Genomic DNA, 15,557 nt, shown 5'->3' on the forward strand with positions numbered 1-15,557 from the left:
GCCGACCCTTCCCCGAGGGTCTGTCGCAACGGGTGGACCCTAGGCGTGCGGCCGCGAACGCGCTAGACCACGGCCTCGGTTTTCAGGGACGTGCGATGGCTGACAAGGCGGTTCCCCACTTCCACAATCAGGCCGGCGTGAGCGTGATCGCGGTGGGCTCGAAGGAGTTCATGTGCATCGGGGCGCTGCCGCCCTTCGATCATCCGCACGTCTTCCTCGACATGGGCAGCGACACCGAGATCATCTGCCAGTACTGCTCGACGCTGTTCCGCTACGACCCGAAGCTGAAGCCGGGCACGGCGGAGCCGGCGGGGTGCGTCTGGCACGACGCGGCGCCCCAGGAGGCCCCCAAGGCGGCCTGACGAGCGGCTCGTCCGTGGCGGCGCTCTCCATCGTCATCGTCGGCGCCGGGATCGGCGGGCTCACCGCCGCGCTGGCGCTGTCCGCTTCCGGCCATTCCGTCACGCTGATCGAGCGCCGGACCGGCTTCTCCGAGGTCGGCGCCGGTCTCCAGCTCTCGCCGAACGCCAGCGCGGTGCTGATCGGCCTCGGCCTCGGCGCGGCCCTGCGCCGGGCGGCCGACGAGCCGCCGGGCGTCACCGTGCGCGCCCTGGCCTCCGGCCGCGTCGTCGGCGGCATCCGCCTCGGACCGGGCATGCGCGAGCGCCACGGCGCGCCCTACTACTTGCTCCACCGAGCCGACCTCCAGACCATCCTCCTCGATGCGGTGCGCGGGCGCCCCGGCATCCGTCTCTGCGTCGGGCGCGAGGTATCGGGCCTCGCGGAAACGGACGACGGCGTCAGCCTGACGATGCGCAGCGTCGACGGCGACCGCAGCGAGAGCCTGAGCGCCGACCTCGTCGTGGGCGCCGACGGGGTGCGCTCGGCCCTGCGCCAGCTTTTCGACGCACGACCCCTGCAGCTCCACCGCCAGGCGGCGTGGCGGGCGGTGATCCCGCGCGAGGCGGCCCCCGAGGCGCTTCAGGGCGACGAGACCGGGCTCTGGCTGGGCTCGGGGCGGCACGTCGTCCACTACCCGATCAACGGCGGCAAGCGGCTCAACGTCGTGGCGATCGTCCCCGAGCGCGAGGGCGACGAGGATTGGGGCCGGCTCGGCGACCCGGCGGTCCTGCGCGACCACTTTCCCGACGCGGCCGCGCCGCTGACGGACCTGCTGAGCCTGCCCGATACCTGGGTGGTGTGGTCGCTGGTGGACCGCCCGGCGGCGCGGCCGATGGCGCGGGGCCGGATCGCGCTCCTCGGCGACGCCGCCCATCCGGTGCTGCCGTTCCTGGCCCAGGGCGCGGCGCTCGCCATCGAGGACGCGGCGGTGCTGGCGGCGAGCCTTTCCGCGAAGGGCGGCGTCCCCGAGGCCCTGGCGGCCTACGCCGCGGCGCGCCGGTCCCGCGTGCGCGCGGTGCAGCGGGCCGCCCGCCGCAACGGCCGCTTCTACCACGCCGGCCGCCTGATCGGCTTCGCCCGGGACACGGTGATGCGCCGCCTCGGGCCGGAGGGCATGAGCGACCGCTACGCCTGGGTCTACGGCTGGCGCCCGCCCGCTTGATCTGGCCCCGCCGGGCGGCTACCGCTGCCCGGATGCGGACGTGGCGAAACCGGTAGACGCACGAGACTTAAAATCTTGCGGCCGCAAGGCTGTGCGGGTTCGAGTCCCGCCGTCCGCACCAGCGGTTCGACGCAGCATCCTCGGAGCGTCGCGCGCCGACCTCGTCCCGCTTCCCGTCCCCTCAGCGCGTCATGCCCGGCTGAGCCGCCGCGAGCTGGACCCGCGGCTGGGCCAGGGCGAACTTCGCGCTCGACTGCCCGGAATGGCTGAGGAGCCGAAGGGTGGCCGCGCGGCCGACCAGTTCGGGCTTGGCGGCGGTCCGGTCCTGCGCCGCCGTGAACCTGTCCGCGAGCATGCCCGGGCGGGCGAAGCCGTCCTTGGTGAGCACCCGCCACGTCACCTTCTGCGCCGTCTCCAGCTCCGCCGTGGTGGCCGCGGGGGAGAAGACCGCCACGTAGCTCTGACGGAAGCCGCCGCGCTCCGCCGCGAAGGTGCAATCCGCGACCGGCGTGCGGCCGAAGACGAGGCTGGCCTCGGGCTTGGTCACGCAGGTGAGAATGCCGGCGGTCTGCTGGGCCGGGGCCTCGGAGCCGAGGCCGTGCGCGGCGGCGGCACCCGCGGCGAGGATGCCGGCGGTGAAGGCGAGAGTGAGTCGACGCATGAGAGCCCCCTTGGCTGTCGGTGTTGGTTGGCCGCTTCGTTTCGAAACGTTGCCTTAACCATGAGGGGGCGCCGTTGCGGGCGTATTCCGTCGATTGTTGCGTGGGCGTAAGGCAGCGGGCGAGACGATGCGGGCGCTGCGCCTCGCAGGCTCCTCTCCGAATCTCCGGCCGCGCTCTCCACAGCCCTTGCGGGGCCGATGCTCGACGCGAGCGGCCAAGCCATGCAAGCCTTGCGCGGTGTCAGTCACCAAGCCCCAACTCTGCGCGCTGCTCGCCGACGCGCACGACGTCCCGGAGCGTGAGCGCGTCGCGGCGTTCCTCCGCGATCCGGCCACTCAGCTCATCGACAACCCGTTCTCGGCGACCCGCGCCGCGGCGGCGCGCAACACCTGGGCGGGCCGGAGCTTCGACTTCCGTGTCATGGGCGTCGACGCCGCCGGCCTGTCCGACATGGTGAGCGCCCTCGCCGCACTGCCGGTCGCGGAGCCGCTGATCGAGGAGGTCGCCCGCTCCGGTCCGCACACCGCGTCCATCCTCCTCGGTGCGGGCCGCGGCCGCGTGATCGGCGTCGCCCTCTACGGCAAGCCCGGCGTCCCGCTGCCGCGCTTCGTCGCGCGCCGGCCCCGTCGCCGCGCGGCGGCCTCGGCCCAGCTCGAACTGTTCGCCGATCTTCGCTGAGGCGCGAAGGCGCTCGCCCTCGCAGCATCGGATCGGGCGTGAGCCCCGCCCTACCCGCGCCCGACCGAGGCAGGGCTTCTCACAGGGGCCGGGCACAGTCCGCGATGCGGCTCGGCGACCGGCCCCGCCTTCCGGCCCCATCGCGCGACCAGCGCCGCGCGTCCTGCCTCGAACGGGCGCCGATGCCGGGCGTGGTGATAGGCCACGAGGCCCATCCCCATCAGCGTCCCGGCCACGACGTCCGGCAGGTAGTGTCCGCCCGCGCCGAGGGTGGCGACGATGATCGCACCGTTGAGGAGGCCGGCGAGCGGCCCGATCACCGGCACCGGGGCGAGCGCCCAGGCGGTGAGCACCGCGAGGCAGGCGTGGAAGGAGGGGAAGGTGACGAGGCCGCGGATCTCCGAGAGCGCGAGCGTCGGCAGCGTCCCGTCGCGCAGGGCGTGCAGCGCGTCGAGATGCCAGAGGGCGCCGACGGTCTCGAGGTGGCCCTGCGGATAGACCTGCGGCGCGTAGAAGGCGTAGGGGCCGACCGCCGGGAACAGGGCCGAGACCGCGATCGAGGCGAGCAGCGCCAGCGTGAACAGCCGGGCATAGGCCCAGAGGCGGGCGACCCGCGACACCGCGCTCAGGGCGATGACGACGAGGCCGACCTGGGGGCCGCTCGAATGGTAGGCGAGGGCCAGCCCCCGTGACAGGTCGGGATGCTCGGCGAGGAAGCCGACCCAGCCGCGCCAGTCGAAGCCCAGCGCCGCCTCGACATGCGCGAGGACGGGATCGGCCAGCGGCGGCGCCAGCGTGGCGGTGAGGTAGTGCAGCACCGCCGCCGCGGTGGTGAAGGCGGCCAGATAGGCGCTCGACAGGGCCATGGCCCGCAGCTTCGGCTCCGGCTTGACGGCGCTGAACAGGAAGGCGAGCCCGAGCAGGACGGCCACCGCGCCGGACACGACGAGCAGACCGGTCCGAGCGACACCGATTTCCGCGACGGCGAGCCAGAGGGCGTCGAGGCCGACCAGGACGCCGACGAGCCCCCAGAAGCCCGCACCGGGCGCCGCGAGCCCCGCACTCGGCCGCCGCGGACGCGCGCCGACCGGTCGGCCGGCGGGCGGGTCGGCCACAGCTGAGCCGGTCCCGCATTCCTCGTCGAGCAGCATCCGTTCGTCGCTCCTTCCGGCGCGCGACCCGACGGCCGCCCCGGACGGGAAGACGCGGCAGCGCCGGTTTTGTTCGGAATGCGGGTCGTTTCAGGCGCCCGGGACGGCGGTGTGGACGCGGCCCCTGTCCGCTGCCGGCCGATTCGCGTTCGCGGCGGGCATGAAGCTCTCGACCCGGTTGCGGCCCTCGTTCTTGGCCGCGTAGAGCGCGAAGTCGGCGGCCTTCAGCAGGTCGGCGGCCTGGATGCCGAAATCCTGCGTCCGCCCCCGCGCGGCGGTGACGCCGACGCTGACCGTCAACGGCGCCTCCGCGGAAAGCCCTGGATGGCGGATGGCGAGATCGACGACCGCGGCGCGGATCGCTTCACCCGCCATCCGCGCCGCGGACGGATCGGCGCCCGGCAGCAGGGCCGCGAATTCCTCGCCGCCATAGCGCGCCGCGAGGCCGCCATGGGCCTCGACGGAAGCTTGAAGCGCCGCCGCCACCGCGACGAGGCAGCGATCCCCCTCGGCATGCCCGGCCGTGTCGTTCAGCCTCTTGAAGTGATCGATATCGATGAGGATCACGCCCAGCCACGCATCCCGCTCGCCGGCGAGGCCCCAGGCCGCCTCCAGCCGCTCGGTGAAATGGCGGCGGTTCGACAGGGTCGTGAGCGAGTCGGTCTCCGAGAGCACGGTGAGCCGCGCGTTGGCGCGGGCGAGCGCCTCGGCCTGAAGCTTCACCCGCAGACCGATCAGGAAGGTCTTCCGGGCCTCCCACTCCCGCGAGTAGCAGAGCTTCAGCGGCACCAGGATCAGCCCGGAGACCAGCAGCGGCAGGCCGCTGCGCTCCGCGGTGCACAGCCCGAAGCCCAGGACGAGGCCGACATAGAGGACGAAGGAGCCGCCGCAGAACCACAGGCAGTGCCGGAACGGCAGCGGCGCGATCAGCCCCACCACCAGCGGCACGATGGTGGCGATGATGATGTAGACGTCCGTGTGCGGAGCCGGGGCGAGGCGCGCGCTGTTGAGGACGACGACGATGTCGACGAGCGCCGTGGCGAAGACGGCGCCGGTGACCCGCACCATCGTCGGCCGCCCCCGCAGGGAGACGATCGCCGCCAGCGCGACCGGGCAGAAGACGCCGAGCGTCATCGCCAGCGGCACGACGAATCGCTCAGGACCGAACACCTCGCGGTCCATCACGAGCGAGATGATGTTGAACAGGGTGAAGACGGCGAGCCAGGACTGCACATAGAAGCCGTCCTGCCGAGCCGTCTCGGCCCGGTACTGCGCTTCGAGCACGTCCGGCAACTTGAGCCGGTACCAGGGACGGCTCAGGCCGGCTTCGATCGGCTGTAGCATCGATACGCCAAGTCAAGCCTCTGCTGCCCAAGCTTTACCTGAAGTGGTCGAGCTCGCTCAATGCCGAATGTCAATCAGGGTGTACGGAAGTGTATGTCGTCCGTCTCGCGTCATCCGTTCGGCGGTGCCGAGACCGGGTCACCGGCGACGCCGTGGCCGCGCTTGGCCGCCGCGCGGTTGACGATGCCGAAGCGAAGGACCGTCTCCTCCAGGTAGTCGATCGCCCTGGCGAGACCGCGGCGCGCCCGGTCCCACTCGTCGGCCTCGGCATCGTCGGGCGTCTCGGCCAGGGTCACGGACGCGATCAGCACGCGGTCGCGCTCGTCCTCGATCCGCCGGTCGCGCTCGACATGGCCGCGCACGTCGGCGTCGAAGGCGGCGATCACCGCCCAGGGCAGGTCGTCCTTCCGGCCGGCCGCCGGGAACGCGGCCGCGCGCCGCCGGGCCTCGGCGGCCGCCCCGCGCATCAGGTCTGCCAAGCTCACCGCCACCCCGCATCTCTCCTCAGCCCGGACGGGCACGCGCCCGGCCCCATCCCCTGCCAACGCCGGCCGCCCTCCTAACGTTCGGGGTTTCCGGCATCGAGGGGCCGAGGGAACGATCGCCGGCCCCGGTCGCGACGGTGGGACCCCGGTGCCACGATCCTGCACGAAACCACGCCAAATCGCCCTGGATTACGCCATATTGCCTTCACACTTGCCGTGATCCTGCACGCGCCCCGCATGGGGCGACGAAGATCAGTATCGGCATTGGTGATGATTGATTTCGAGAACCTGCCCTCTTGGGCCCGTCGCCGCCTGAACCGGCACGTCGCGCGCGGCGGCACCGGACTGGTCGTGCGCTGGATCGCGGTCCCGGCGGGACGCGGCGGTTCGAGCGAGGACGCGGATCGGGTCCCGTCCGCTTCCGGCGGTGCGGCGGATGGCGGCTCCGAACGCTCGCGCCCGCCGAACGGCTTGGGGGCATCACCGTCCGGTGGGCGCGGGCGACCGGCGGACGAATCCGTCGGCGCCGCGGAGGATAGGGCCGGCGCGCCGCTCCGACAGGGGTGGCCGATACGATTCTCGTCCGAACGCGGCGGAACGCCGGCCCATGGTTGAGAAAGCCCTCGCGGGCCGCCGGCCCGCGACGTGCGCTGCGGCACCGGCATGATGCCACGACATGCCGCCGGCCACGAAAAGGGCATAAGCTCTGCTTTAGGTTTTCCGACATACGCTCGCTCTCCTGCCGAAGCTCGGCGCCGGAGGGGATTGGGCGCCACGTCGGACACGTGACTGTCCTCGGCAGAGCAATCGCCGGCGCCTCCGCAGGGATGCGTCGGAAACCCATGGTGTTTCGATGAGACGGACGGGATTTCTCGGCCTCAGCCTCTTTCTTCTCGCCGCATCCGGCGCACCGGACCTCGGCCCCGCCCATGCCGGCGAGAGCGTGAGCGGACGGGCGCGGGTCCTGAGCGGCGACACGCTGGTCGTGGGCGGGCGGGTGGTCGGCCTCTACGGCGTGGCGGCGCCGGGCCTCAAGCAGACCTGCCTGAACGCCCAGGGTCAGAACTATGCCTGCGGCGCCTCCTCGGCCAAGGCGCTCGCCGCCCACCTGAAGGACGCGACCGTCACCTGCCAGATCCGCGAGACGGACAGCTACGGCCGCGCGCTCTCCGTCTGCCACCGGGACAAGGAAGATCTGAGCGCCTGGATGGCCGAGAAGGGCTTCGTCATGGCCGAGCGGGGCGGACGGGCCGCCTATGTCGGCGCGGAAACCGTCGCGTGGGGCAAGCGCCTCGGGCTTTGGGCGGGTTCGTTCGAGGACCCGACCGAGCGGCCGCGGACGAGCTACTCGAAGGCCAGCACGGTCGCCGACGCGCAGCCCGAGACGCACTGACCCTCCCGACGGGGGCCCAGGACGGCCGCACCGTCGAGGCGTCTCCCGGCAGGCTGGTGCGCCTTCGCACGGAGCGGGCCGGCGCGTGACCTTTGCGCCGCTTGCGGCCGGCCCGGTCCGGTGCCAACTAGGTCGCTCAGGCGCGCGGCCAGGGACGTTGCCCCGACGTCGCCCTTCGGACGTCGTCATCCTTCGCGCCACGCCGTGCCTGCCCGGGCCCGTCGGCACCGGCGGCCCGCGCCAGGGAGTGAGTGAGAAGCCATGCGTCGCCCGATCGCCGTCTCCGCCCTCCTGCTCTCCTGCCTGATGGCAGCGGCCCCCGCCCTCGCCCAGGATACGGGCGATTCCCGTCTGGCGCAGGCTGGTCGCACCGTCACCGCGACCGGTCAGACCAAGCCGCCGGCGCCGGGCATCCCGCAGGGACAGGTGACGCCGGCCTCCCAGGACCAGATGGTCAAGGCCCAGCGCGCCGCGCAGGCCCGCGACAAGGCCTGGGACGCCAAGATGAACAAGACGATGGGATCGATCTGCAAGGGTTGCTGACCCGGCCGGCGCGGCCCGGATCGCCGCGGATCTCCGAGTTCCCTTCTCCGCGCCCCTCCTGATCCAAACCAGCACGCGACGCCGAAGCGACGGCACGGGGCTCGAACGCGTCCCGCGGCCCTTCCCCCGGCGCGCGTCCGAGCGCTCTCGCGGGATCCTCCGCAGGTCGGGCGTGAGCCGCCTCCGGCGCGCGATTTCGGGTCGCTCCGGACTTGCACCCGCCACGCGTCCGTAGTATCGGGCACGCCTTCGCGACAGTCCTTGGGATGTTCGCATCCCTTCGTACGCGGTGACCGCGCCGGCGTTCCCACGCCGATAGCGCGGTCTCTCACATGAGCCGGGGACATCAGATCCCCATCAGGCGTCGTCCGCCGGGCAATACCGTCCGTGTGCGGAAACCCGCCTGAAACAAGGAAAGGTCACTCCCGTGATCCAGATGCAGACGAATCTGGACGTCGCCGACAATTCGGGTGCGCGCCGCGTGATGTGCATCAAGGTACTCGGCGGGTCGAAGCGCAAGTATGCCGGCGTCGGCGACATCATCGTCGTCTCCGTGAAGGAGGCGATCCCGCGCGGCCGCGTGAAGAAGGGCGACGTCATGAAGGCGGTCGTCGTTCGCACCGCCAAGGACGTGAAGCGCGCCGACGGTTCGGTGATCCGCTTCGACAAGAACGCCGCCGTTCTGATCAACAATCAGAAGGAGCCGGTCGGCACCCGTATCTTCGGGCCGGTGCCGCGCGAACTGCGCGCCCGCAACCACATGAAGATCATCTCGCTCGCTCCTGAGGTGCTGTGATGGCCGCCAAGATCAAGAAGGGCGACACGGTCGTCGTTCTCACCGGCCGCGACGCGGGTCGCTCCGGCGAGGTCATCCAGGTCATGCCGAAGGAGGACAAGGCCCTCGTTCGCGGCATCAACCTGGTGAAGAAGCACCAGCGCCAGACCCAGAACCAGGAAGGCGGCATCATCTCCAAGGAGGCTGCCATCCACCTGTCCAACATCGCGGTGGCCGACGCCAACGGCAAGCCGACCCGTGTTGGGTTCCGCATCCTCGACGACGGGCGCAAGGTCCGGTTCGCCAAGACCACGGGGGATCAGATCGATGGCTGAGGCCGACAAGAACGCCTACGTCCCGCGTCTGCGCAAGCACTACGACGAGGTCGTCCGGCAGAAGCTGATCGAGCAGTTCGGGTACAAGAACCCGATGCAGGTCCCGCAGATCGAGAAGATCGTCATCAACATGGGCGTCGGCGAGTCCACTGCGGATTCGAAGAAGGCCACCGTTGCCGCGGGCGACCTCGCGCTCATCGCCGGCCAGAAGCCGGTCATCACCCGCGCCCGCAAGGCGATCGCGACCTTCAAGGTCCGCGAGGGCATGCCGATCGGCTGCAAGGTGACCCTGCGCAAGGCCCGCATGTACGAGTTCATCGACCGCCTGATCACGATCGCGCTGCCGCGCGTCCGTGACTTCCGCGGCCTGAACCCGCGCTCCTTCGACGGCCGCGGCAACTACGCCATGGGCCTCAAGGAGCACCTCGTGTTCCCGGAGATCTCCTACGACAAGGCGGAGCAGACCTGGGGCATGGACATCGTCGTCCAGACGAGCGCAACCACGGACGAAGAGGCCAAGGCTCTCCTCGCCCATTTCAAGTTCCCGTTCCGGCAGTAAGCGGCGGCAACGTCGCTTAGACGCGGACACTGGAGACAGACATGGCTAAGAAAAGCTCAGTCGAGAAGAACAACCACCGCAAGGATCTGGTGAAGCGCTTCGCCGAGAAGCGTAAGGCCCTCCTTGCCATCGCCAACGATGAGTCCCGCGAGATGGAGGAGCGCTTCGAGGCGCGCCTGAAGCTCGCGGAACTGCCGCGCAACTCGTCGGCCACCCGCATCCGCAACCGCTGCGAGATGACCGGCCGTCCGCGGGCCTACTACCGTAAGCTCGGCATCTCGCGCGTCGCTCTGCGCGAGCTCGGCAACCGGGGTCTGATCCCCGGCCTCGTGAAGTCCAGCTGGTAAGGGGAGGCATCCATGGTGAACGATCCCGTGGGTGACATGCTCACCCGCATCCGCAACGGCCAGAGCCGTCGCCGCAACGTCGTCCAGACCCCCGGCTCGCGCCTGCGCGCCTCGGTCCTCGACGTGCTGAAGTCCGAGGGCTACATCCGCGACTACGCGGTGTCCGACCTCGGCAACGGCCGCACCGAGTTCCAGATCGAGCTCAAGTACTACGACGGTCGTCCGGTCATCCGGGAGATCAAGCGCGTGTCGAAGCCCGGCCGCCGCGTCTACTCGTCGGTTGGCGAGCTGCCGCGCGTCGCCGACGGCCTCGGCGTTACCATCATCTCGACCCCGCAGGGCGTCATGGCCGATCACGAGGCGCGCGAGCGCAACGTCGGCGGTGAAGTGCTCTGCAAGGTGTTCTGATCCGGAGGACAGCGACATGTCTCGCGTAGGCAAGAAGCCCGTCCCCGTCCCGTCCGGCGTCACCGCCACGGTCACGGGTCAGACGGTGAAGATGAAGGGCTCGAAGGGCGAACTCCAGTTCGTCGTCCCGCCCCAGGTCGTCGTGGAGTTCAAGGACGGGGCCGTTCAGGTCGCGCCCAAGGACCAGTCGAAGCAGGCCCGCTCCCTGTGGGGCACCTCGCGCGCCCAGGTGGCGAACCTCGTCGAGGGCGTCTCCAAGGGGTTCGAGAAGAAGCTCGAGATCACCGGCGTCGGCTACCGCGCCGCGATGGCCGGCAAGGCGCTCAAGCTCTCGCTCGGCTACAGCCACGACATCGAGTACGAGATCCCGGCCGGGATCACGATCACGACCCCCAAGCCCACGGAGATCGTGGTGGCGGGCATCGACCGGCAGCGCGTCGGTCAGGTCGCGGCGGAGATTCGCGAGTATCGCGGTCCCGAGCCCTACAAGGGCAAGGGCGTGAAGTACGCTGGCGAGTTCATCTTCCGCAAGGAAGGCAAGAAGAAGTAAGGAGGGCGATTCATGTCGAACAAGAACGAAGCCCTCCTGCGCCGCAAGGCGCGGGTCCGTCGGGCCCTCAAAGCCACCGCCAACGGCCGTCCGCGGCTGTCGGTGTTCCGCTCGTCCAAGCAGATCTACGTCCAGGTCATCGACGACGCCGCGGGCCGCACGCTCGCCGCCGCGTCCAGCCTCGACAAGGATCTCAAGGCCAGCCTCAAGACCGGCGCCGACAAGGCGGCGGCCGAGGCGGTGGGCAAGCTCGTCGCCGAGCGCGCCAAGGCCGCGGGCGTCACCAAGGTCGTCTTCGACCGCTCGGGCTACATCTTCCACGGCCGCGTCAAGGCTCTCGCCGACGCCGCCCGCGAGGGTGGCCTGGACTTCTGAGGCACCTCTTCCCTCCCCCTTGCGGGGAGGGACCGAGGGTGGAGGTCGCGACGAGGTCGAGTCGCCTCATTCGGCCCCACCCCTACCCCCTCCCCGCAAGGGGGAGGGGAGATCGAGCGAGCGGGCGTCACGCGCCCGCGCCAGTGAGATGAAGTGGAAAACACATGGCACGTGAACGCGAGGGTCGTCGCCGCGACGACCGCGAGGAGCGCGACAGCGAGTTCGTGGACAAGCTCGTCCACATCAACCGCGTCGCCAAGGTGGTGAAGGGTGGCCGTCGCTTCGGCTTCGCGGCGCTCGTCGTCGTCGGCGACCAGAAGGGCCGCGTCGGCTTCGGCCACGGCAAGGCCCGTGAGGTGCCGGAGGCGATCCGCAAGGCGACCGAGGCCGCCAAGCGCGGCCTGATCCGGGTGTCGCTCCGCGAGGGCCGCACCCTGCACCACGACGTCAACGGTCGCCACGGCGCCGGCAAGGTGATTTTGCGCGCGGCGCCTCAGGGCACGGGCATCATCGCCGGCGGCCCGATGCGCGCCGTGTTCGAGACGCTCGGCATGCAGGACGTCGTCGCCAAGTCGCTCGGCTCGTCCAACCCCTACAACCTCGTGCGCGCCACCTTCGACGCGCTCAAGAACGAGGACAGCCCGCGCTCGGTCGCGGCCCGTCGCGGTCTCAAGGTGTCGGCCCTCCAGGCCCGTCGCCGCGATGCCGACCCGGCCGACACCTCCGAAGCGGCCGTCGCGTAAGGGGAGGACAGCATGGCTTCCAAGACTGTCCGCATCGAGCAGATCGGTTCGCCGATCCGCCGCGAGGCCTCCCAGCGCGCGACGCTGATCGGCCTCAAGCTGAACAAGCTGCACCGCGTCGCCGAGCTGGAGGACACTCCCTCGGTCCGCGGCATGATCCGCAAGGTCGCGCACCTCGTGCGCGTCCTCGACGACGCCGCGGCGTGAGGAGGGCTTACCCATGAAGCTCAACGAGATCCGCGACAACGAAGGCGCGACCAAGAACCGGATGCGCGTCGGCCGGGGCATCGGCTCCGGCAAGGGCAAGACCGGCGGACGCGGCGTGAAGGGTCAGAAGGCCCGCACCGGCGTGTCCATCAAGGGCTTCGAGGGCGGCCAGATGCCGCTGCATCGTCGCCTGCCGAAGCGCGGCTTCAACAACATCCACGCCCACGACCTGAACGAGGTGAACCTCGGTCGCGTCCAGGCGGCGGTGGATGCCGGCAAGCTCGACGCCAGCGCCCCCGTGACCGTCGATGCGCTGGTGAAGGCCGGCATCATCGCCCGGGCCCGCGACGGCGTGAAGCTGCTCGGCGTCGGCGAGCTCACCGCGAAGCTCAGCTTCGAGGTGACCCGCGCCTCCAAGTCGGCCGTCGAGGCCGTCGAGAAGGCCGGTGGCTCGGTGACCACGACCTTCGCCGCCGGCGTCGCCCACCGCGGCACATCCGACAGCGCGGTTGCGTCGGCCTGACGCCGCCATTAAGTCGAACGCCGAAGCGGCGGCCCGTGCTCGCACGCGGCCGCCGCTTCCGCTTTCAGGGACCGTTCGAGACGCGTCCCGACGGCATTTTCCGGGATACGAGACATGGCCTCAGCCGCCGAGCAGCTTGCCGCCAACCTGAATTTCGGCGCCATCGCCAAGGCCGACGAGCTCAAGAAGCGCATCTGGTTCACGCTGGGTGCGCTCATCGTGTTCCGGCTCGGCACCTACATCCCGATCCCGGGCATCGATCCCGAGCAGTTCGCGCGGAACTTCCAGAACCAGGCCGGCGGCGTGCTCGGCATGTTCAACATGTTCTCGGGCGGCGCGGTCGAGCGCATGGCGGTCTTCGCGCTCAACATCATGCCCTACATCTCGGCCTCGATCATCGTTCAGCTCCTCACCTCGGTCGTGCCGAGCCTGGAGGCGCTGAAGAAGGAGGGCGAGTCGGGCCGCAAGGTCATCAACCAGTACACCCGCTACCTCACGGTGGTGCTGGCGCTGGTTCAGTCCTGGGGCATCGCCTTCGGCCTGCAGGGCTCGAACGCGGTCATCACGCCCGGTCCGTTCTTCATCCTCTCGACCGTGGTCACGCTCACCGGCGGCACGCTGTTCCTGATGTGGATCGGCGAGCAGATCACCTCGCGCGGCATCGGCAACGGCTCCTCGCTGATCATCTTCGCGGGCATCGTCGCCCACCTGCCGGCCTCGATCTTCGGCGCACTGGAGCTGACCCGCACGGGCGCGCTCTCGCCGGCCATCCTGCTCGGCGCCGCGGTCGCGGCGGTCGCGCTGATCTACTTCATCGTGTTCATGGAGCGCGCCCAGCGCCGGCTCCTGATCAACTACCCCAAGCGCCAGGTCGGCAACCGCATGTACGAGGGCCAGTCCTCGTTCCTGCCGCTCAAGCTCAACACCTCGGGCGTGATCCCGCCGATCTTCGCCTCCTCGCTGCTGCTGCTGCCGACCACCGTGGCGAGCTTCTCGGCCAACCAGGGCTCGACCGGCATCCTCGGCACGCTGACGGCCTATCTCGGCCACGGCCGGCCGCTCTACATGCTGGCCTATGCCGGGCTGATCATCTTCTTCACGTTCTTCTACACGGCCATCGTCTTCAACCCGCAGGAGACCGCCGACAACCTGAAGAAGCAGGGCGGCTTCATCCCCGGCATCCGCCCCGGCGAGCGCACCGCCGCCTTCATCGACAAGGTGCTGACCCGCATCACGGTGATCGGCGCGGCCTACCTCACCTTCGTCTGCCTCGTGCCGGAGATCGTGGCCTCCTACACCTCGGCCGCCCTCGGCTTCGGCGGCACCTCGCTGCTGATCGTGGTCTCGGTCACCATGGACACGGTGGCACAGATCCACGGGCACCTGATGGCGCACCAGTACGAGGGCCTCGTGAAGAAGGCCAAGCTGCGCGGCGCCTCGACGACGCGGCGCCGCTGAGCATCCACGTTCGACAAAGGTTCGGTGGACGCGCGCGCCGGAATTGCGCATCACAGCGGTGTGACGACGGCGCAGCCTCTTGAAGGCAGGCGCGCCGCCCATGAAGAACGAGCCCGGCGCCGGGCCTTGAGGACGGGGAGACGCTATGCGGATCATTCTGCTCGGACCGCCGGGAGCGGGAAAGGGTACGCAGTCCGAGCGCATCGTGGAGCGCTACAGCGTTCCGCAGCTTTCGACCGGTGACATGCTGCGCGCGGCGGTCGCCGCCGAGACGCCGGTGGGCCTCGAGGCGAAATCGATCATGGAGAGCGGCGGCCTCGTGCCGGACGCGGTGGTGGTCGGCATCGTCGCCGACCGCATCGAGGAGGCGGACGCCAAGAACGGCTTCATCCTCGACGGCTTCCCGCGCACGGTGGAGCAGGCCAAGGCCCTTGACGCGATGCTCGCGGAGAAGGGTATCGCCCTCGACGCGGTGGTCGAGTTCGTCGTCGACGAGAACGCGCTCGTGGGCCGCATCGCCAAGCGCGCCGAGGAGACGGCGGCCAAGGGCCTGCCGGTTCGCAAGGACGACACGCCGGAGGTCTTCAAGACCCGGCTCGACGCCTACAAGCGCCAGACGGCGCCGCTCTCCGACTATTACGCCGGCACCGGCCTCCTGCGGAAGATCGACGGCATGAAGCCGATCGACGAGGTGACCGGCAACGTGACGGGTCTGCTCGACGGTTTCCGCGAGAAGGCGGCGCTCTGAGGCGCTGCCTCGGCCGCCTGTCCTGAGGCCCGCCGCCGTCTCGACGGGGCGGGCTTTTTCATGGCCCCTCATGCGCCGCCGGTGGGGTGGCGACGCGTGAGGCGCAATCCGGTTTGCAAACCGTTGACAAGTTGCCGGGCTCGCGCTAGGCGGACCCCCTTCGTCCAAACGGGATGTGGTTCGAGAGCACCTCAAGGAGGCTGCTTGCGGACCGATTTGTCGTTTCGGACGGGTGCGCAGGGGCCGGCCTCCACCGGACGCGCACCTTCCTTGTGACGGCGGGCAAAGACCCGCCCATGGAGAGATCATCTTGGCCCGTATCGCAGGCGTCAACATTCCGACCGCCAAGCGCGTCGTCATCGCGCTCCAGTACATCCACGGCATCGGCCCGAAGAAGGCCGAGGAGATCACCGAGAAGGTCGGCATCCCGGCCGAGCGCCGCGTGAACCAGCTCACCGACGCCGAGGTGCTCCAGATCCGCGAGGCGATCGACCGCGACTACGTCGTCGAGGGCGACCTGCGCCGCGAAGTCTCGATGAACATCAAGCGCCTGATGGATCTCGGCTGCTACCGCGGCCTGCGTCACCGCAAGCAGCTCCCGGTCCGCGGCCAGCGCACCCACACCAACGCCCGCACCCGCAAGGGCAAGGCGAAGCCGATCGCCGGCAAGAAGAAGTAATTTTTTGGCGTTGGAAGGCCGTGCTTCGCT

22 protein-coding genes and 1 tRNA gene are annotated in these 15,557 nt (G+C 70.2%); 19 read left to right on the forward strand and 4 right to left on the reverse strand.

Going from position 1 to position 15,557, the window contains the following annotated elements:
- Nucleotides 1-95: 95 nt before the first annotated feature.
- From ABS772_RS22170 to ABS772_RS22180, 3 genes are all read left to right on the forward strand, one after another.
- Nucleotides 96-362, forward strand: coding sequence for a zinc-finger domain-containing protein (locus ABS772_RS22170; protein ID WP_238255400.1), 267 nt, complete (start codon nucleotides 96-98; stop codon nucleotides 360-362).
- A gap of 14 nt (nucleotides 363-376) precedes the next feature.
- Nucleotides 377-1,564 (forward strand): FAD-dependent oxidoreductase, encoded by a 1,188-nt coding sequence (locus ABS772_RS22175; RefSeq protein WP_350396905.1) that lies wholly within the window; start codon nucleotides 377-379, stop codon nucleotides 1,562-1,564.
- 34 nt (nucleotides 1,565-1,598) lie between these two features.
- A tRNA-Leu gene (locus ABS772_RS22180) sits at nucleotides 1,599-1,685 on the forward strand.
- 60 nt (nucleotides 1,686-1,745) lie between these two features.
- Here ABS772_RS22180 and ABS772_RS22185 read toward each other — a convergent pair.
- A complete protein-coding gene (locus ABS772_RS22185) occupies nucleotides 1,746-2,225 on the reverse strand; it encodes a DUF992 domain-containing protein (RefSeq protein WP_350396906.1) in 480 nt (159 codons plus the stop codon).
- 238 nt (nucleotides 2,226-2,463) lie between these two features.
- On the opposite strand from ABS772_RS22185, the gene ABS772_RS22190 reads away from it, so the two are divergent.
- The gene (locus ABS772_RS22190; RefSeq protein ID WP_350396907.1) at nucleotides 2,464-2,904 is read left to right on the forward strand and encodes a hypothetical protein; all 441 of its coding nucleotides are present in this window, start codon (nucleotides 2,464-2,466) and stop codon (nucleotides 2,902-2,904) included.
- Between the two features lie 50 nt (nucleotides 2,905-2,954).
- On the opposite strand, the gene ABS772_RS22195 is transcribed toward ABS772_RS22190, so the two are convergent.
- The 3 genes from ABS772_RS22195 to ABS772_RS22205 form a co-directional block, all read right to left on the reverse strand.
- On the reverse strand, nucleotides 2,955-4,055 hold the full coding sequence (locus tag ABS772_RS22195; RefSeq protein WP_350396908.1) for a phosphatase PAP2 family protein: 1,101 nt from the start codon (nucleotides 4,053-4,055) through the stop codon (nucleotides 2,955-2,957).
- A gap of 90 nt (nucleotides 4,056-4,145) precedes the next feature.
- The gene (locus ABS772_RS22200) at nucleotides 4,146-5,399 is read right to left on the reverse strand and encodes a sensor domain-containing diguanylate cyclase (RefSeq protein WP_350396909.1); all 1,254 of its coding nucleotides are present in this window, start codon (nucleotides 5,397-5,399) and stop codon (nucleotides 4,146-4,148) included.
- Nucleotides 5,400-5,509: 110 nt separating this feature from the next.
- Nucleotides 5,510-5,890, reverse strand: coding sequence for a hypothetical protein (locus ABS772_RS22205; protein WP_350396910.1), 381 nt, complete (start codon nucleotides 5,888-5,890; stop codon nucleotides 5,510-5,512).
- A gap of 847 nt (nucleotides 5,891-6,737) precedes the next feature.
- On the opposite strand from ABS772_RS22205, the gene ABS772_RS22210 reads away from it, so the two are divergent.
- The 15 genes from ABS772_RS22210 (at nucleotide 6,738) to rpsM (ending at nucleotide 15,527) form a co-directional block, all read left to right on the forward strand.
- On the forward strand, nucleotides 6,738-7,277 hold the full coding sequence (locus tag ABS772_RS22210; protein WP_238255393.1) for a thermonuclease family protein: 540 nt from the start codon (nucleotides 6,738-6,740) through the stop codon (nucleotides 7,275-7,277).
- Nucleotides 7,278-7,538: 261 nt separating this feature from the next.
- Complete coding sequence (locus ABS772_RS22215) at nucleotides 7,539-7,820, forward strand: DUF2059 domain-containing protein (RefSeq protein ID WP_238255392.1); 282 nt, start codon at nucleotides 7,539-7,541, stop codon at nucleotides 7,818-7,820.
- Nucleotides 7,821-8,247: 427 nt separating this feature from the next.
- Complete coding sequence (gene rplN / locus ABS772_RS22220) at nucleotides 8,248-8,616, forward strand: 50S ribosomal protein L14 (protein ID WP_012253654.1); 369 nt, start codon at nucleotides 8,248-8,250, stop codon at nucleotides 8,614-8,616.
- A complete protein-coding gene (gene rplX / locus ABS772_RS22225; protein WP_238255391.1) occupies nucleotides 8,616-8,930 on the forward strand; it encodes a 50S ribosomal protein L24 in 315 nt (104 codons plus the stop codon). Before rplN ends, rplX begins: the two co-directional genes overlap by 1 nt.
- Complete coding sequence (gene rplE / locus ABS772_RS22230; protein WP_238255390.1) at nucleotides 8,923-9,489, forward strand: 50S ribosomal protein L5; 567 nt, start codon at nucleotides 8,923-8,925, stop codon at nucleotides 9,487-9,489. Before rplX ends, rplE begins: the two co-directional genes overlap by 8 nt.
- 41 nt (nucleotides 9,490-9,530) lie before the next feature.
- On the forward strand, nucleotides 9,531-9,836 hold the full coding sequence (rpsN, locus tag ABS772_RS22235; protein ID WP_003597141.1) for a 30S ribosomal protein S14: 306 nt from the start codon (nucleotides 9,531-9,533) through the stop codon (nucleotides 9,834-9,836).
- 12 nt (nucleotides 9,837-9,848) lie between these two features.
- Complete coding sequence (gene rpsH, locus ABS772_RS22240) at nucleotides 9,849-10,244, forward strand: 30S ribosomal protein S8 (RefSeq protein ID WP_231346712.1); 396 nt, start codon at nucleotides 9,849-9,851, stop codon at nucleotides 10,242-10,244.
- A 16-nt stretch (nucleotides 10,245-10,260) separates the two neighbouring features.
- Nucleotides 10,261-10,794, forward strand: coding sequence for a 50S ribosomal protein L6 (rplF, locus tag ABS772_RS22245; protein ID WP_238255389.1), 534 nt, complete (start codon nucleotides 10,261-10,263; stop codon nucleotides 10,792-10,794).
- Between the two features lie 12 nt (nucleotides 10,795-10,806).
- Nucleotides 10,807-11,169: a 50S ribosomal protein L18 gene (gene rplR / locus ABS772_RS22250; protein ID WP_017485522.1), complete on the forward strand. Its 363-nt coding sequence runs from the start codon at nucleotides 10,807-10,809 to the stop codon at nucleotides 11,167-11,169.
- Between the two features lie 164 nt (nucleotides 11,170-11,333).
- The gene (gene rpsE, locus ABS772_RS22255; RefSeq protein WP_012253652.1) at nucleotides 11,334-11,912 is read left to right on the forward strand and encodes a 30S ribosomal protein S5; all 579 of its coding nucleotides are present in this window, start codon (nucleotides 11,334-11,336) and stop codon (nucleotides 11,910-11,912) included.
- A gap of 12 nt (nucleotides 11,913-11,924) precedes the next feature.
- Nucleotides 11,925-12,119: a 50S ribosomal protein L30 gene (rpmD, locus tag ABS772_RS22260; RefSeq protein WP_238255388.1), complete on the forward strand. Its 195-nt coding sequence runs from the start codon at nucleotides 11,925-11,927 to the stop codon at nucleotides 12,117-12,119.
- 13 nt (nucleotides 12,120-12,132) lie between these two features.
- On the forward strand, nucleotides 12,133-12,642 hold the full coding sequence (gene rplO, locus ABS772_RS22265) for a 50S ribosomal protein L15 (protein WP_238255387.1): 510 nt from the start codon (nucleotides 12,133-12,135) through the stop codon (nucleotides 12,640-12,642).
- Between the two features lie 114 nt (nucleotides 12,643-12,756).
- Nucleotides 12,757-14,100 (forward strand): preprotein translocase subunit SecY, encoded by a 1,344-nt coding sequence (secY, locus tag ABS772_RS22270; protein ID WP_238255386.1) that lies wholly within the window; start codon nucleotides 12,757-12,759, stop codon nucleotides 14,098-14,100.
- Nucleotides 14,101-14,245: 145 nt separating this feature from the next.
- On the forward strand, nucleotides 14,246-14,848 hold the full coding sequence (locus ABS772_RS22275; RefSeq protein ID WP_350396911.1) for an adenylate kinase: 603 nt from the start codon (nucleotides 14,246-14,248) through the stop codon (nucleotides 14,846-14,848).
- A gap of 310 nt (nucleotides 14,849-15,158) precedes the next feature.
- Nucleotides 15,159-15,527 carry a 30S ribosomal protein S13 gene (rpsM, locus tag ABS772_RS22280; RefSeq protein WP_238255384.1) on the forward strand — a complete coding sequence of 123 codons (369 nt, stop codon included), beginning with the start codon at nucleotides 15,159-15,161 and terminating at the stop codon, nucleotides 15,525-15,527.
- Nucleotides 15,528-15,557 lie beyond the last annotated feature (30 nt).

Source organism: Methylorubrum podarium, from assembly GCF_040270385.1.
Lineage (GTDB): Bacteria > Pseudomonadota > Alphaproteobacteria > Rhizobiales > Beijerinckiaceae > Methylobacterium > Methylobacterium podarium.

What these genes read in the sequence shown, in the direction of transcription:
- ABS772_RS22170 (WP_238255400.1), top strand. Translation starts at nt 96, where the DNA reads ATGGCTGACAAGGCGGTTCCCCACTTCCACAATCAGGCCGGCGTGAGC.
- ABS772_RS22185 (WP_350396906.1), bottom strand. Translation starts at nt 2,225, where the DNA reads ATGCGTCGACTCACTCTCGCCTTCACCGCCGGCATCCTCGCCGCGGGT.
- ABS772_RS22195 (WP_350396908.1), bottom strand. Translation starts at nt 4,055, where the DNA reads ATGCTGCTCGACGAGGAATGCGGGACCGGCTCAGCTGTGGCCGACCCG.
- ABS772_RS22200 (WP_350396909.1), bottom strand. Translation starts at nt 5,399, where the DNA reads ATGCTACAGCCGATCGAAGCCGGCCTGAGCCGTCCCTGGTACCGGCTC.
- ABS772_RS22210 (WP_238255393.1), top strand. Translation starts at nt 6,738, where the DNA reads ATGAGACGGACGGGATTTCTCGGCCTCAGCCTCTTTCTTCTCGCCGCA.
- ABS772_RS22215 (WP_238255392.1), top strand. Translation starts at nt 7,539, where the DNA reads ATGCGTCGCCCGATCGCCGTCTCCGCCCTCCTGCTCTCCTGCCTGATG.
- rplX (WP_238255391.1), top strand. Translation starts at nt 8,616, where the DNA reads ATGGCCGCCAAGATCAAGAAGGGCGACACGGTCGTCGTTCTCACCGGC.
- rplE (WP_238255390.1), top strand. Translation starts at nt 8,923, where the DNA reads ATGGCTGAGGCCGACAAGAACGCCTACGTCCCGCGTCTGCGCAAGCAC.
- rpsN (WP_003597141.1), top strand. Translation starts at nt 9,531, where the DNA reads ATGGCTAAGAAAAGCTCAGTCGAGAAGAACAACCACCGCAAGGATCTG.
- rpsH (WP_231346712.1), top strand. Translation starts at nt 9,849, where the DNA reads ATGGTGAACGATCCCGTGGGTGACATGCTCACCCGCATCCGCAACGGC.
- rplF (WP_238255389.1), top strand. Translation starts at nt 10,261, where the DNA reads ATGTCTCGCGTAGGCAAGAAGCCCGTCCCCGTCCCGTCCGGCGTCACC.
- rplR (WP_017485522.1), top strand. Translation starts at nt 10,807, where the DNA reads ATGTCGAACAAGAACGAAGCCCTCCTGCGCCGCAAGGCGCGGGTCCGT.
- rpsE (WP_012253652.1), top strand. Translation starts at nt 11,334, where the DNA reads ATGGCACGTGAACGCGAGGGTCGTCGCCGCGACGACCGCGAGGAGCGC.
- rpmD (WP_238255388.1), top strand. Translation starts at nt 11,925, where the DNA reads ATGGCTTCCAAGACTGTCCGCATCGAGCAGATCGGTTCGCCGATCCGC.
- rplO (WP_238255387.1), top strand. Translation starts at nt 12,133, where the DNA reads ATGAAGCTCAACGAGATCCGCGACAACGAAGGCGCGACCAAGAACCGG.
- secY (WP_238255386.1), top strand. Translation starts at nt 12,757, where the DNA reads ATGGCCTCAGCCGCCGAGCAGCTTGCCGCCAACCTGAATTTCGGCGCC.
- ABS772_RS22275 (WP_350396911.1), top strand. Translation starts at nt 14,246, where the DNA reads ATGCGGATCATTCTGCTCGGACCGCCGGGAGCGGGAAAGGGTACGCAG.